9 protein-coding genes and 2 pseudogenes are annotated in these 15,845 nt (G+C 44.1%); 5 read left to right on the plus strand and 6 right to left on the minus strand.

What is annotated here, in order from left to right:
* Positions 1–850: 850 nt before the first annotated feature.
* Positions 851–2,344: a flavin monoamine oxidase family protein gene (locus H538_RS0122210; protein WP_026679453.1), complete on the plus strand. Its 1,494-nt coding sequence runs from the start codon at positions 851–853 to the stop codon at positions 2,342–2,344.
* Between the two features lie 98 nt (positions 2,345–2,442).
* On the opposite strand, the gene H538_RS0122215 is transcribed toward H538_RS0122210, so the two are convergent.
* Positions 2,443–3,876 carry an alanine/glycine:cation symporter family protein gene (locus H538_RS0122215; protein ID WP_026679454.1) on the minus strand — a complete coding sequence of 478 codons (1,434 nt, stop codon included), beginning with the start codon at positions 3,874–3,876 and terminating at the stop codon, positions 2,443–2,445.
* A 773-nt stretch (positions 3,877–4,649) separates the two neighbouring features.
* Between H538_RS0122215 and H538_RS0122220 the strand changes: the two genes are divergently transcribed.
* Positions 4,650–6,689, plus strand: a complete 2,040-nt coding sequence (locus tag H538_RS0122220; RefSeq protein WP_026679455.1) for a molybdopterin-containing oxidoreductase family protein — start codon at positions 4,650–4,652, stop codon at positions 6,687–6,689.
* A gap of 18 nt (positions 6,690–6,707) precedes the next feature.
* On the opposite strand, the pseudogene H538_RS26885 reads toward H538_RS0122220, so the two are convergent.
* From H538_RS26885 to H538_RS0122240, 4 genes and pseudogenes are all read right to left on the minus strand, one after another.
* Positions 6,708–6,866, minus strand: a pseudogene (locus H538_RS26885) (cytoplasmic protein); the annotation flags it as partial.
* Positions 6,867–7,627: 761 nt separating this feature from the next.
* Entirely contained in the window at positions 7,628–8,152 is a 525-nt protein-coding gene (gene msrA / locus H538_RS0122230; protein WP_026679456.1) for a peptide-methionine (S)-S-oxide reductase MsrA, read from the minus strand.
* A gap of 147 nt (positions 8,153–8,299) precedes the next feature.
* The gene (locus tag H538_RS24870) at positions 8,300–9,730 is read right to left on the minus strand and encodes a sensor histidine kinase (RefSeq protein ID WP_051291640.1); all 1,431 of its coding nucleotides are present in this window, start codon (positions 9,728–9,730) and stop codon (positions 8,300–8,302) included.
* Positions 9,727–10,431 (minus strand): response regulator transcription factor, encoded by a 705-nt coding sequence (locus H538_RS0122240; RefSeq protein WP_026679457.1) that lies wholly within the window; start codon positions 10,429–10,431, stop codon positions 9,727–9,729. Before H538_RS0122240 ends, H538_RS24870 begins: the two co-directional genes overlap by 4 nt.
* Positions 10,432–11,064: 633 nt before the next feature.
* Here H538_RS0122240 and H538_RS24875 point away from each other — a divergent pair.
* The 3 genes and pseudogenes from H538_RS24875 to H538_RS0122255 all read left to right on the plus strand — a co-directional run bounded on the left by H538_RS24875 (position 11,065) and on the right by H538_RS0122255 (position 13,312).
* Positions 11,065–11,641: pseudogene (locus H538_RS24875) on the plus strand (beta-class carbonic anhydrase).
* A 92-nt stretch (positions 11,642–11,733) separates the two neighbouring features.
* Positions 11,734–12,996 (plus strand): SulP family inorganic anion transporter, encoded by a 1,263-nt coding sequence (locus H538_RS0122250; protein WP_026679458.1) that lies wholly within the window; start codon positions 11,734–11,736, stop codon positions 12,994–12,996.
* A 124-nt stretch (positions 12,997–13,120) separates the two neighbouring features.
* Positions 13,121–13,312 (plus strand): hypothetical protein, encoded by a 192-nt coding sequence (locus H538_RS0122255; RefSeq protein ID WP_026679459.1) that lies wholly within the window; start codon positions 13,121–13,123, stop codon positions 13,310–13,312.
* A gap of 438 nt (positions 13,313–13,750) precedes the next feature.
* On the opposite strand, the gene H538_RS0122260 is transcribed toward H538_RS0122255, so the two are convergent.
* Positions 13,751–15,436, minus strand: coding sequence for a NucA/NucB deoxyribonuclease domain-containing protein (locus H538_RS0122260; protein WP_026679460.1), 1,686 nt, complete (start codon positions 15,434–15,436; stop codon positions 13,751–13,753).
* Positions 15,437–15,845 lie beyond the last annotated feature (409 nt).

The raw sequence follows: 15,845 nt of genomic DNA on the forward strand, positions 1-15,845 counted from the left end.
GGTTTGGACAATAACTTTGCGACTCTGGACAATACTTCCTTGATTTTGGCTAATATCCATAGGCCTGGACAATAATTCTTATGGCTCGGACAATTAATATCGCGGTTTGGACAATAACTTTGCGACTTTGGACAATACTCCCTTGATTTTGGCTAATATCCATGGGCCTGGACAATAATTCTTATGGTTCGGACAATTAACATCACGGTTTGGACAATAACTTTGCGACTCTGGACAATACTTCCTTGATTTTGGCTAATATCCATAGGCCTGGACAATAATTCTTATGGTTCGGACAATTAACATCGCGGTTTGGACAATAACTTTGCGACTTTAGACAATACTTCCTTGATTTTGGCTAATATCCGTGAACCTGGACAATAAACAAGCACCAATAAATGAAATATTCTGATAACGAAGCAGGAACCGATGTGCAAAACTCTGAAATGATTTGTCAGAACTGCAGTTGTAACCTATAATCGCGTCTCCCACATTATTTTCTAATTAGGGATGACGATTGCTTCCCACAGCGGCGATGCACTTTCCCGGCAAGGCGGCCCAATTTTTTAGAACGCGAAAAAAACGAAAGCCAATGCTCCTCCTGGGAACAATTGGCTTTGCTCATGATGTTGGATGAAGATATTGAAAGTCATCATGCGGTACTTTTCAAAAGAAAATATGCAATAATTATGCCAGGGAGAAGCCGCATAAATTGTATAATTTTTTCAGAATATTATGCACCTTCGCGTAATCTATTCTTTTTGTCATACTTTCCAAACATTTTCAGCTTACCTATTGAATAGTCATTAAATAGAGCCTTTTCAAGCGTTTATTAAAGGAGGAGTGACAGATGCCACACCAGGTCCTGTCTGCGCTGACATACAATCAAATGATCTCGGCGGTAAGAGACGGGCTTTCCAAAACTAGCGCCCCCAAGAAAATTATTATCGTTGGCGCCGGCATGTCAGGGCTGGTCGCCGCTTCTCTTTTGAAAGAGGCGGGGCATGAAGTCACGCTGCTGGAAGCCACGGAGCGGATTGGAGGACGCGTCTACACACTGAGAGGTCCTTTTATTGACGATTTATATCTCGAGGCTGGCGCTATGCGCATTCCCTCCACCCACCATCTCGTTTTGGAATATATTAAAAAGTTCAGATTGCCGGTCAATTCATTTGTAAACACGACTCCCAACGATGTTATTTTCGCAAATGGCATAAAAACGACATTGGCTACCTATCAAAAGAACCCGGATATTTTAAATTACCCTGTCGCACCTCACGAAAAAGGGAAGACGGCAGAAGAATTGTTCACAATGGCGATCAAGCCTGTAATCGATTTCATTCAGAAAGATCCCGTGAAAAACTGGGGGATTGTCAGCAAGGAATTTGATAAATATTCTATGGATTTCTTTTTACGCTACAATCCGGTCGGTTTGCGCCTGTCCAGCGGCGCCGTCGAAATGATCAAAGTGCTCATCGGACTTGAAGGATTCCCTGAACTTGCTTTTGTCTCGATCTTAAGAGAAATGATGGTTCTGTTCAGTCCCAATATGACCTTTTACGAAGTGACGGGAGGGAATGACCGGCTTCCTAAAGCATTTGTGACCCAGTTGAAAAATGAAATATTTCTCGGACAGCGAATGACGAAAATCGTCCAGCACGATCATCAAGTAACAATCCATACGATCCATTCCAAAAGCTTGAGACCGCTCAAATATACCGGAGACCTCGCCATCGTGACGATTCCATTTTCCTTGCTCGCATTTGTCGAGGTAGAGCCGCGCAATTCCTTTTCTCATTACAAAAAGCAAGCGATTCGCGAACTTCACTATGTTTACTCGACAAAAATTGGCCTGCAGTTTAAACGCAGATTCTGGGAACAGGAAGGAATATATGGCGGCAAAATGCTGACGGATTTACCGATCCGGTTCGCTTATTATCCAAGCCATCTCATTGGCACCGCCGGATCAGGGATCGTTTTGGCCAGCTATACATGGGAAGATGATACCTTGCCATGGGATAACCTCCCCGAAGACGAACGCATTCGGAATGCTTTAGACAACATGGCCACCGTCCACGGCAAGCAGATTTACGATCAGTTCATTACAGGAACTTCTTTCAGCTGGTCCCAAAACCGGTACTCCGGTGGCGCCTTTTCCATGTTTAAGCCGAACCAGGAAACAGAACTGGGCCCTTACATTTCTACCCCTGAAGGAAGGGTTCATTTTGCGGGAGAGCATACCTCATCGACACCCGGCTGGATCGAAGGAGCGATAGAATCTGGTATAAGAGTTGCGCATGAAGTGAATCAATTGCCAGGAAGCTTTTTCAGCGAAAGCACCTGACTAACCTGAGAAAACAAAACGGGAGACGCAAAGAACGATTAAATGCCAAAGAGCAAAAAAGCGATTCAGAACGAAAGATGTCTGAATCGCTTTTCCTATTAAACGATGTTTTCTTTTTTCGATAAGGAAGAATTTCGGGAATTCTCCCAACCTTCGATGTTTTCAAGACCTTGAATCGTGTCTTTATAAAAAACAGGATCTTTGCCCGCTTTTTTCTGTTTTATATAATCACGTAACGCAGCAAAGGCGATTTTTGATAGTAATGTAATCGCAATCAAATTGATGATTACCATAAAGCCCATAAATAAATCCGCTAAATCCCATACAAGCTGGACCTTTGCTACTGAACCAAAAATGATCATAGCTAACACGCTCATTCGGTACACCATCAACCATGCTTTGCTCGTGTTCAAAAAGCGAATATTCGTTTCTCCATAATAATAGTTACCGATTAACGCACCGAATCCAAAGAGGAAAACAAAGATGGCAAGACAGCCTGATGCCCAGGATCCAATGTGTTCGCTTAATGCTGCTTGCGTTAGCGCAATTCCATCTAGTCCGGGTTTTTTGTACGCATCAGAGAGCAAAATAATAAATGCTGTGCTTGTACAGATAATCAAAGTATCTGTTAACACACCAAATGCCTGGATAAGCCCTTGTTTTACCGGATGGCTTGTTGTAGCCGTTGCGGCAACGTTCGGGGCGCTCCCCATACCGGCTTCATTCGAGAACAAGCCGCGTTTAACTCCATTCATGAGTGCTGCGCCGATTGAACCACCTGCTATTTGTTGAAAACCAAACGCATTTTTAACAATAAGAGATAGAACTTCCGGCATTTTTGTAATGTTCGTCACGATGACAAATAATGCGGCACCAATGTACAATATAGCTAGAAACATAACCTTGTATTCCGCCATTTTTGCGATACGCGTCACTCCGCCAAATATAATCGCAGCGAAACCGAGTGTCATGATGATTCCGAGGATTAAACGATTCGTGCCAAATGAGTTCTCAAAAGCAATGGTAACGGTGTTTGATTGCACAGAATTGAATACCAGTCCGAATGAAAGCGTAATCAAAATGGAAAATAATACTCCCATCCAACGTTTGTTTAAACCTTTTTCCATATAATAGGAAGGCCCGCCACGGAAACCATTTTTATCTTTTACTTTATATACTTGCGCCAACGTACTTTCAATAAAGCTGGATGCAGAGCTAATAATTGAAATAAGCCACATCCAGAATACAGCCCCAGGTCCCCCTAATGCGATCGCAATCGCAATTCCTGTAATATTGCCCGTTCCAACACGAGCAGCCATTCCAATACAGAACGCCTGGAATGGGGACACGGTATCTTTAGAACCTGTTCTCCCTTCCATTAAAACACGAACCATTTCCTTTAACATTCGAATCTGGATAAATTTTGTTTTAAATGTAAAATAAATCCCGCAAGCAATAAGCATAATGATGAGTACTTTTGACCAAAGGAAATCATTTGTGGAGCTAACAAATTGTTGCAGTACTTCTTGCATGTGTACACCTCCATGAAAATTTTTATCGTACTATTTCTTCCATTTACTGATATTTCAGACTTAACCTGGAGCAATTTTTTCTAATTTACAATAAAAACTACGAAAACTAACAAAAAACGAGAAAAAACTACAAATGTTTTTTCTCGTTTTTTAGTGGTAGAAAAATTGTTATTTGTGCATTTGAGGCTTGACAAAGTCTGCGCCTTATGAGAACATAAGGACTCTTTCGCGTTTTTGGCAAATATTAGGGTTCTCACAAAAAGACAATTGGCCGTTTCTCAGCTTCAAGACACACTTCTTTCCAGTTGTTATCAACTTCTTTATTACAAGAGAGTTGCTCATGGTTAGCTAGCCCTTTAGCTAAACGAGGTATTCTTAAAAAAACGAATGTCCTATTACTGAAATCCAAACTATTTTTCTAGAAGAAGCACTAGATTTTAAAACTTCAGGTTGCAAATTGAACTATCCATCCAAATGACTTATGTTCGGCTAACTGACGGAAGGGGCGGTTCATCAGATGAAGAAGTGAAACCGGACGGATGCAATATGTTCTTGAAACGAATTTTATAAAAACCCCAATTCCTTAAAATTAAAACAGTAAAAGCGATGATACAAATTTGCCCGAAAAAAAGATCTACTTCCAACTTTTCATGAAATCCTCTCCCCAGATATTTTGGCTGATGTCATCGAGTGGAAGCTCTTTTTGTTACATTCGTTTGACGATTTTCATGGTATAATCTACTAAACAATTTTTACTGGAGAGGAACCTTATCATGAAATCATTTGTCGATGTGAAGGATGGCGTCGTCCCTTCTGTTTGTTCGCTTGATTGTCCGGATCAATGCGGGCTGCTTATTCATAAAAAAAGCGGGAAAATCGTCAAAATCGATGGCGATCCTGACCATCCGGTAACGCAAGGAAACATTTGCAACAAAGTCAGGAACATGGGAGAACGAATTTATGATCCAAAGCGGGTAAAAACGCCGTTAAAACGCATCGGCGAAAAAGGCGAGGGGAAATTTGCCCCCATTTCATGGGAAGAGGCTATTCGAGCGATTACCGATCATTGGAAAAAATTAATTGCCGAAGATGGCCCGGAGTCGATTCTTCCTTACAGCTTTTACGGCAATATGGGGCTGATCAATGCGGAAGGAATGGACCGGCGCTTCTTTCATCGCCTTGGTTCAAGCCAGCTTGACCGGACGATTTGTTCCGTTGCTGGCGGAAAAGGTTATAGCTACACGATGGGCGGAAGTTTTGGGACGGATCCTGAAGAGATGACGGAAACAAAGCTGTTCATTATATGGGGAATTAATGCAGTCAGCACGAACATGCACCAGATGACAATCGCGCAAAAAGCGAGAAAAAATGGAGCAAAAATCGTTGTCATTGATGTCCATAAAAACCAGACCGGACGCATGGCGGACTGGTTCATTCCGATTATCCCTGGAACAGACGCTGCGCTTGCGTTAGGCATTATGCATATTCTTTTCAACGAACAGCTTGTCGACCGGCTGTTTTTAGAAACGTATACGGTTGGGGCCCAGGAGTTGGAAATGCATGTGAAAGATTATACGCCAGAGCGTGTTTCTGAAATTACCGGCGTTCCTGAAAGCGACATTTACAAGTTGGCGCGGATGTATGGGACAACTTCCCCTTCGATGATCCGGATCGGCAACGGCCTGCAGCATCATGACAATGGTGGAATGATTGTCCGGACGATTGCCTGCTTGCCGGCGCTGACGGGTCAATGGCTCGTCAAAGGCGGCGGCGCGCTGAAATCGAATTCCGGATATTTGGCCCATAACACAACGGCATTGCAGCGTCCCGACTTGATGAATGGGCGGCCGCGTACGATCAATATGAATCAACTAGGAAGCGCGCTTCTCGAAATGGAAAAGCCGATCCGCTCACTATTCGTCTATAATTCTAACCCCGCCGTCGTTGCGCCTGAGGCCAATAAAGTACGGAAAGGCTTGGCTCGTGAGGATTTGTTTACGATTGTCCATGACTTGTTTATCACGGAAACGGCAATGTATGCGGATATCGTGCTGCCTGCGACATCAGCTTTTGAAAATACGGATTTCTACACGTCGTACTGGCATCATTACATTCATTTGCACGAGCCGGTCATTGCGCCTATTGGCGAAAGCAAATCCAACACGGAAGTATTCCGTTTGCTGGCGGAAGCGATGGGATTTGACGAGCAGGCGTTCAAAGATTCCGATGAAGAATTGATCAGCCAGGCTTTAAGCGGAAGCGACAATCCTCATTTAGCGGGCATTTCATACGAGGAATTAAGGAAAAGCCGCTTTATGAGAGCACGCCATACCGACAATCTAGTAGACCGGCTAAAAACACCAAGCGGCAAAATCGAGTTGTTTTCGAAAAAGATGGAAGAGGATGGCCATCCGCCACTTCCGGTTCATGTGCCCTTAGTAAAAGAGAGCGATTACCCGTTCCTATTCGTACCGGCTCCGAACCATAACTTTTTAAATTCGACGTTTTCAAATAATGAGAAGCATATGAAGCTCGAAAAAGCGCCGAAATTGTTCATGAACGCGGCTGATGCCGAACGTCTCGGCATAGAGGACGGCGAGGTTGTCCGGATTTGGAACGACCGCGGGGAATGCGAGCTGCCGGTTTCCATTGGCGATCACGTCCTGCCCGGCGTCGTCGTCAGCCAGGGCCTCTGGTCAGACGCTGCTGGCAAAAAGCACCTCGTCAACAGCTTGACCCCGGATCGGCTCGCCGATATGGGCGGAGGCGCAACCTTTTTTTCAGGACGAGTGAATGTAGAGAAAACTGTGTAGGTGCAGTTTTCTCTTTTTTCAAAAACTCACACCAAGCATTCCGTTTAGAAACTTTTTTGTGATTGGAAATCCGGAGCTCTCACCGATAATAGCATCGATCCCACAGTGAGGGCAAATGGCTGTATTCTCTTCGTCACACCACTTTTCAATTTGACCAGGGCTGAAAATTTCCAAACAGTTAATCTTGAATAACCACGTTTTATGTAATTAAATGAAAAACTTACTTTTTTGCAATTTTTTCATAAACGGAAGGTACAGAAAAATGAATTTCATTGGAGAAAATTTCAAAAATATTCTACTTGCCATCTTTTGTATAATGACCTTTATCAATCTATTTGTAAGGGATGAGAAAATTACAATTATAGGAAATACAATTGCTATAATCCTAATAACTATCGCAGGAATAATTTCAAGAACCACGAAGGCGAAAAAAAATTGATAGTACCCCAAAAATTTAGTTGTCGCTATACTTTCTTTTCACTAAACGAAATAGACCACCCTTAAGCTCGCAACTCCAAGCGGTCTATTTCGTGTAGATAAAGAAGATCCCTCGAAGGGAACATTGCAAAACAGTAGGTTGCCCCCTCATACGATCATTTTTATTATTATACACAATGCACGAAAACTGTCTTCTCTACATCCAAAAATTAATTACGACAATATATGCTGTGAATTGGGCAATAAGTTCCTCGCTTTGACTAATACAATCATGAGTTTCGACAATAACTTAAATCGCACCGACAATAAATCCCCGTGTTTAGACAATATCCTGCCTCGTTAGAATAATAAATCCCCGTTTGACAACAATTTGACTCGATCGGAGCATAAATTCTTGCGTTTAGACAATTTCTTGACTCGGTCGCCCTTGTTCAGAAAATAAATACCCGCGTTTAGACAAAAAATACGGAATGCCCGCATTTTGCGAAAAAAGCTGATGATCAACTCTTTTCTCCCCAGTTTTCTTCTATAAACGCGTCCCTGCCGGATTCTACCCGTTCTTGTTTGTAGGCTTTAGGGTTCTTTTTATAAAAATCCTGATGGTAATCTTCCGCAGGGTAAAATGCGGTCGCCGGCAAAATTTCCGTCACGATCGGCTTATTGAAGCGGCCGCTTTCCTCTACTTCCTTTTTCGATTGTTCCGCTAGCTTCTTTTGTTCTTCTGTATGGTAAAAGATCGCTGTCCGATATTGCGGCCCCCTGTCGATGAACTGCCCGCCGTCATCCGTCGGGTCTATTTGCGGCCAGTACAGGTTCAGCAGCTTTTGGTACGGAAAGACGTCCGGGTCGTACGTTATTTGCACTGCTTCATAATGCCCGGTTGTTCCTGTTTTTACCTGCTCATACGTTGGATTTTCAACATGTCCGCCTGTGTATCCTGAAACGATGCCGTGGATGCCTGGAAGTTCGCCAAACGGCTTAACCATGCACCAGAAACACCCGCCGGCAAAAGTTGCGTGCTCTATTTTTCCCATCCAATGATTCTCCTTCTATTTCATAATCCTTTCTCTCATATTAACGCTCCAACTTCTCATAGGCTAGCTTTTTGATCATTTCTTCATGCTTGGGATAGTGGCTGAGCAGCTCTTTCACTCCTTTTCACACAGTTTTCTTTATTCATTTCCAATTTTGGTGGTAACTTTTTCTCTTTTTAGTTGGAAAGGAAGAGCAACATGAAAAGCAGTTCCTTCATTCACCTTGCTTTTCACTTTGATTTCACCTTCCAATAAATAGACGAGATGCTTGACGATTGATAATCCAAGTCCCGTACTTCCCATCCTGTTTGAGCGGGACTTATCGATCTTGTAGAACCTTTCAAATATAAAGGGAAGGTCTTCATCCGGTATGCCGACACCTGAATCTTCAATGGATAGATGCACTTTCTTTTTTTCTACCCATCCTTTTACTTTAACATACCCCTCAATCTTGTTATAGCGGATGGCATTTTCCAGTAAGTTCATCAAAATCTGTTCCAATCGAACGCCGTCTGTGTAAACAAAAGGTATTTTCCCATCTAATTCTTTATAAAGCCGCAATTCCCTCTGTTTGGCTTTTAGAGCAACTTTAAGAAAGCAGTTTTCAACCAATTCGTGGATGTTGATCCAGTTAAACTGAAGATCAAGCTGCCCCCCTTCAATTTTGGACAGCTCAAACAAGTCTGTTATCAGGGCATTTAATTGGTTGGATTCATCAAGGATGATGGACAAATACAGGTCTTGTTCCTGTTCATTTTTATATAATCGGTCATGAAGCACCTGGGCATAGCCTTTGATGTGGGAGATCGGCGTCCGCAAATCATGGGAGACGTTGGCGAAAAATTCCTTTTGCCTCTTCCGGTATCTTTCCAGCTCCTGCCCTAAATCATTAATAGCTAAAGCAAGCGAGCCCAATTCATCATTTGATGAGATATCCACCTTTCGATAAAACTTCCCTTTCGCGACTTCTCTTGTCACCTTTTCCATTTGCAAGAGTGGCGAAGCAAGCTTTTTGGAAGCGACATAGGTGAAGATGGAGGCAAGCAGGAGCGCCCCAATCATCGAAGCAAGCACCAATAGTTCAAGATGGTCGACGGATTTCCGGATCTTGTCGCTACTCGAGAAAACAAGCAATCTCCCCTCTACTTGATTAAAAAGGTGCAGAGAATTTCCAGAAACAAAATAGGTTTGATGATTGATAGGATTTTTGTATTCGATTTGGGCTTCTTTTTTTAAAATAACCGATTTGGCCAACTCCCTTGAAACGTGGGTGCCCCGCCGAAAAAGCCTGTCATTTGAGGTAAATACTAATTTTCCTTTTCGATCAATGATGCAAATTTCTGTCCCGGTAAGATTCGCGGCCGTTTGCAGCGAAGATCGATCAATAGCTCCTTGCCTGGCCAGCGTTTTTGAATATTGTTCGGCTAACTGGTGGATTTGCCGGTGGGCATCGCTAATATACGATCTTGCGATGAGCCGGTCGATCGTAAAAATCAAAGGTAGGATGACGGCTGTTAAGATGACGAAAATCGTTGCTCCGAGCTTAAAGACGATGCTGTTGTAGTTCATGGAGCGCCATCGGCCGGGTTGAATTTATACCCGACACCCCATACCGTTTGAATAGGATTATAAGCCGGCGCTTGTTCCTTAACTTTGATGCGGATGTTCTTCACATGGGAATCAACAGTCCTGTGGCCCCTAATGTCTTTCATCCCCCAGATGACATCCAGCAATAAGTCTCTAGTGAACACGCGCCGGGGCTGTTTCGCCAATAGATAAAGGAGGTCAAATTCTTTCGGGGTCAAATCAAGCGCCCTATCCTTTACCAGCACCGCCCTGCTTTCCGGATGGATGATGATGAATTGGTCGCCAAACATCAACACATTGTCCGAATGCTGCTCCGTTATGAGAGACCGCCGGAGCAACGCTTTGATCCGGGCGATGAGCTCCTCGGGTTCGAACGGCTTGGCCAAATAGTCATCGGCACCAATATCCAATCCGAAAATTTTGTCTTTCAGCTCATTTCTTGCTGTCAGCATAAGAATCGGGGTTTGCCGCACCTTTCTAATTTCCATGCACACTTCCCAACCATCCATGCATGGGAGCATAATGTCCAGGATCACCAGATCAATTGGAACCGACTTAATGAGGGCAAGAGCCTGCTTCCCGTCCTCCGCCTCCATCAAGTCATAATCTTTCTCCAAATAAATCCTCAGCAAGTTTCTCGTATTCCACTCATCATCGACCAACAAAATAGTATTCTTTTTCATCGATCTCCTCCCCGCATTCTTCTCTCGCAATTACGGCCGTAGCAGGCCTTTCCGGTCTTTCACAAGCGTGCAATGATCATTTCCAGCCGCATTCCGCATTATTCCTACCGTCTTTCTCATCTTTGTGACATTAAATTAACACACATGATGCACCACGCTCAAAACATTCATCGATAGATTTCCAGAAATGATGCATTAAGACTAGTTTCGCATTGCAACCAGGTAAATAGATGCACGAAACATAGGTAAAAAGACGGGAAATTGAGCAACTCCACAATTTCTTCAAATTTTATCATTAGATTAAAAATTGCCTGCGGGGCCTCTTTTTAACTAAATGCACCCATTTTTTCTGCTGAATTCCCAGTCATTTGGCTGAATTATTACTAAAAATGGCTGAATTCAATCTTGAACTGGCCGGATAATGAACGAAACGTGCAAAACGACTACCAGGAAAATAGCTTCTGGAACAAGATTTTCTCACTAATCTTTAATCAATCTCTTATTCTCCGATAATTTCGGCAATTTATGATGAAAATGTTTGGAGGAGGTGGTTCCCGGCACTCCCAATAACCATCTAATTTTGACGAGATGGAGGAATGGAAAAAAGAACAGTATGGAGAGGAGAAATGAAAAATGTCCATGATTTCCAGCATTCTTGACTACAACAAAGCATTTGTCGAACAAAAAATCTATGAGCCATTTCGAACGACGAAATATCCCGATAAAAAGCTCGGGATTGTAACATGCATGGATACCAGGCTTTTGGAATTGCTTCCAAAAGCGATGGGGCTGGCAAACGGCGATGCGAAGGTCATCAAAAACGCTGGCGGTTGTTTCCCACCCTTTCGGCAGCGTGATGCGAAGCATTCTCGTCGCCATTTATGCATTGAGGGCACAAGAGGTGTGCGTTGTTGGCCATCATGGCTGCGGCATGGTCGGACTTCAATCATCAGCCATTCTGGAAGAGGCAAACCGAAATGGCATCCCCGGCGGGAGAATCGAAACACTTGAACATGCAGGAATCGATTTATCCTCATGGCTTACGGGATTTTCAAGTGTGGAAGAAAGCGTGGAAAATAGCGTCCGCTTGATCAAAAACCATCCATTGCTGCCAGAGAACATCGCCGTCCACGGCATGGTCATCTGTCCTGAAACAGGGAAATTGGACCTGGTGGCAGCTAACACAGGCCAAATCCGATGCGCCCGCTAACATTTTCGGCCTACGTCCATTAACCAGGTATAATGCGAAACTTATACGGTCAATCCTTAACGACTAATTTCAAATGGAGGGTATTGTTCTTTATGGATTTAAATGCATTTAAAGACTATTCCTTGCAACAATTCAAACAAGATGTACGTTCGGGAATCATCGTAGGCATTATTGCCATTCCGCTGGGGCTTGGATTTGCCATCGCTTCCGGAACGGCTCCGGTCACAGGCATTTACACGACCATCATCGCCGGATTTTTGATTTCTCTTTTAGGGGGATGCAGGTTTCAGATCGGGGGCCCAACTGGAGCGTTTGTCCCGGTATTATTTGGCATTGTTTCGCAATTTGGTTATGAGGATTTGTTAGTGGCGGGGTTCATGGCGGGCATTTTGCTTATTATTTTGGCGCTATGTAAGGCGGGAAATCTGGTCAGGTTCTTTCCGCGGTCTATTCTCGCTGGATTTGCGGCCGGGATCGCAGTGATCATTTTCACCGGACAGATCGCGAACTTTTTAGGGCTGCATACGATCAAAAAGCATGAATACTTTCATTTGAACATGAAGGAAGTTATTTTTAACCTCCACTATGTCAATATTTATTGCATCATAACTGCGACACTTTGCCTGTTGATCATTCTGGTTGTTCCGCGCTTTTTTCCAAAGGCGCCCTCTTATTTGCTCGGCATTCTCATATCCACCCTGGTTTCCGCTTTTTTCTTTGCTGGCCAGGTCGAGACGATCGGTTCTGCATATGGAAAAATTCCCAATCACTTCCCTGACATTCAGCTTCCAGACATCACATTGGAAAAAGCTGCTGCCCTGTTGCCATCTTCCTTTGTGATCGCCGTCCTCGTCGGTTTGCAATCGCTGCTGACTGCCCGGGTGGCGGATGAAATGACAACGTTAAAGCATGACAGCAAAAAAGAACTGATCGGCCAGGGAATCGTCAACACGGTTATACCGTTATTCGGCGGCATACCCGCCGCGGGGGAGGTTGCCCGTACGGTGACAAATATTAAAAATGGCGCCTCTTCCCCATTAGCCGGAATCACTCATGCTTTAGTCGTTCTTTCCATGTTCGTATTATTTGCCCCGTATGTATCGCATGTCCCTCTTGCCAGCCTGGCGCCGGTGCTGATGGTCGTCGCATGGAAAATTAGCAGGAAAGAGCAATTTATTGAGATTCTCAAAGAAAAAACAGGGCAATCATTGGTGTTGATCGTTACCTTTGTCCTTACCTTTTCCTTCAATTTAACAATAGGGATCGGCGCAGGGATCTTCGTTTCTTTCGCCCTTTTCCTTAAAAAGAAGAAATGGCAAAAGCCACTGGCAAAATCGATGCGCAAAATGATATGAGGGCTGCCCCGCTCTGGTTAGAGGCAGGGGCTTCTGCTGTTTGGCCAATTAATGCCGCATTGCTGCATCGCGGATAAGAGAAAAAATAACGCGCATACTATCTCTATTTGGGAGGTGATCTTACATGAACAATGACCTTAAAAAGCAGCAGAATGCGCCGGCCCAGGGCCAGGGAGCGGGATCCGAATACAATGAGGCCCATGCCGGGCAGCTACCGGATTACGGAAAAAATGATATCGATCCGAACGCCGTCAATGCATCCGACAATACCGAGATGCTTTACGGCATGAACGATCCCGACGGTGAAGTAAAATAACGTTTTTCTGGATGATGGCTGCTCTTTTTTAAAATGCGGATGCAGCCATCTCTAATGTTTATTCAATCTGGAGGCTGCAAGGGATATTGTGATGAACTTAAGGCGCCAAGATTCCGTGTACTTTCGTTTCATGGCCTGCAAGCGCTCCCGGTTATCGGATGCTTGGCAAGCCGGCTAAATGCATCCTCTGCCGTCGCCAAACGTGTGCACGTTGGCGGAATAGCATGGCTCGCTTCTCTTCTTTTCTCATGCGTCCAAACTGCTTTGGCAAATCAATGCTGGAACTTTCGCTATTCTCGTCCTTGTTGGAATTTCATTTCTCAGTTGATGAGCGGCTTTATAATCTTAGAGAATGGGCAAAGAGCCGAAGAATGGCGCAGCTCTCCATTTAAATTCGGAAAGCCCGCTATATACATGTTCAGCGGGCTTTCTGGCTTATCAAGGGATCGCGTACACTTCGATGGTAAAGCTCTGGCCGCCTGTGTTCGTTGGATTGGCGATGTACAAATCCCCGCTCTTCTTAATCTCTGTGGTTGACTCGTTGTGGAGATCATAGAAAATCGTTTCATCGAGGCCGAAACTGTCATCATGCATGACATCGAAGTGAGCGTCTTTCGGTCCTTCAACGATTTTCCATTGCAATTTTGTCGCGTAAGGCGGCAAATTGTCGATTGCGAAGTTGTCACTTGATCGATGGTCCTGGTCTTCTTTAGGCTGCCCTTCTGAGTGAATTGTTGCGATTTTCTCAGGCGCTTTCACCTGAACATAGAAAGGATCATTATCCAAAATCCGGTCATACGCGTACCATGCGCCAAGCCATGCTCCGGCTGCCTGGTTTGATTCTGCTGAAATCAAGCGGATGGAGAACCAATCCTGGCCGTTCGTCGCAGATCCTTGCCATGTTGCAGCAAACGGGAACTCATCACATTGCTTGCCTGTCCTGTCTTCGTCCTTAAACTCCTTATCGCAAGCGGATCTCGTTTTATTCCTATTTTTGTTGTATTCATCCGGATGCCGTTTCGTATACATCCTTGTGAGCGGTTCGGAGCCTAATTTTCCCGGGATTTTTTTGCCAAGAACATAAGGCTTCGTCTCTTCTGGATGATCCATCGCAAATTTCCAATGTTCCCCCGCTTCTTTTAAAATAGCAAAATCAGGATCCGTTGTTGGAACGTTTAACACCGATTTTGTTTTACTGAATATGGCTCCTTGTGGAAAATACTGGTCAGGAAACGCAAACATATATCTGGCTGAATCAAATCGTACCGTTTGTTTGATGCCGTCGATTGTCTTTGTGAAGTTCTTCGGTGCGTGATGAATGGTAAGCTTCGGCCAGAAATCCATGTACCCGATTTTATCGGGATTGTCCTCGGTTGCCTCGGGCGCTTCTGACAGAAAAGTTTTAACGCCAAAGTTATTATTCTTCCATTGGGCGATCGTCCGCTCTTCGGCCGGCGTATCCGGGTCGGGTTTGCAGTCGCCTGGATTAAGCTTCGCCTCGCAGACGACATCGATCTTTAGCTTTGCTCCATTTAATGCCGGATTTGTGACTAAAATGTCATCAAGATAATAGACGACCCTCATCTTCCGGTCATGGTTGGAACCATAGCCAATTTCGGTGAATTGAAACTGCACGCCATCATAAAAACAAATTCCGAGGTGGCATTTGCGCGGGACTTGATAGGTGGCGACGTGAGACCAACAGAAGGCGTAATGGTTCTTGATGTATCCTGTCTCAGAGCCGCTTGCCGGATTCTGGCGGCATTCATTCGTCGTCTGAATATAATCATACTCGAATTTTGGTGGCATCCATCCTGCTGCTGTCAGCTTCGGCGCACCAGGCTGGGCATAGTAAGCGGCCCTGGCATCCTTGTCCTCTTTCCTCAGCTTCTTTAGCGTCTGGAATCCTTCCCTCTTCTGTGGTTTATCCTTTTCGATGCCCATTTTTTCTACCGATTGGCCTTCTTTCAAGAGCCGGGCGGCCTGCTTCATTTTTTCCTTATCATTGGGAATCCAGTAGCCCCCGCCATTCGAATTGGCTTGTGCCTGCACAGGAGTTGCCAGACTTAATACAAGCAATAGCCATACGGCGATTTTCGCTGCACTTCGAATTGATTTCGACATCCAATCCCTCCCATTTATTGATTTCAATTTTGAATTATACAACAATTTAGATAACCTCAATAATGCCTTATGACCTAAAATGGAAAGATAGTCCGTTTGTATTATGCCTCACTTCTCCCGGAAAAAAGCCCCACTCGAAATCGAATAATAGTCTGCTAGTGCCCTTTCAGCTAAGAAAGTTCTTATTTTCAAGAATCCATTTTCGCCTATAAAAAAATAAAAAAATAGGATCAAACTTCTCTAGTGTGGTGCTATTTTCATGGCATTTGGACAATAAACAGTGGATTTCCGACAATAAATCGTTTCCATCGGACAATAAATGGCCTGTGTCGGACAATAAATTTAGTATTTTATACACTTATTTGTCCAAAAGTAAGATGTTATTGTCTAAACCGGATGACTTATTGTC

This window comes from Fictibacillus gelatini DSM 15865 (assembly GCF_000430745.1).
In the GTDB taxonomy this organism is placed as follows: Bacteria; Bacillota; Bacilli; order Bacillales; family Fictibacillaceae; genus Fictibacillus_A; species Fictibacillus_A gelatini.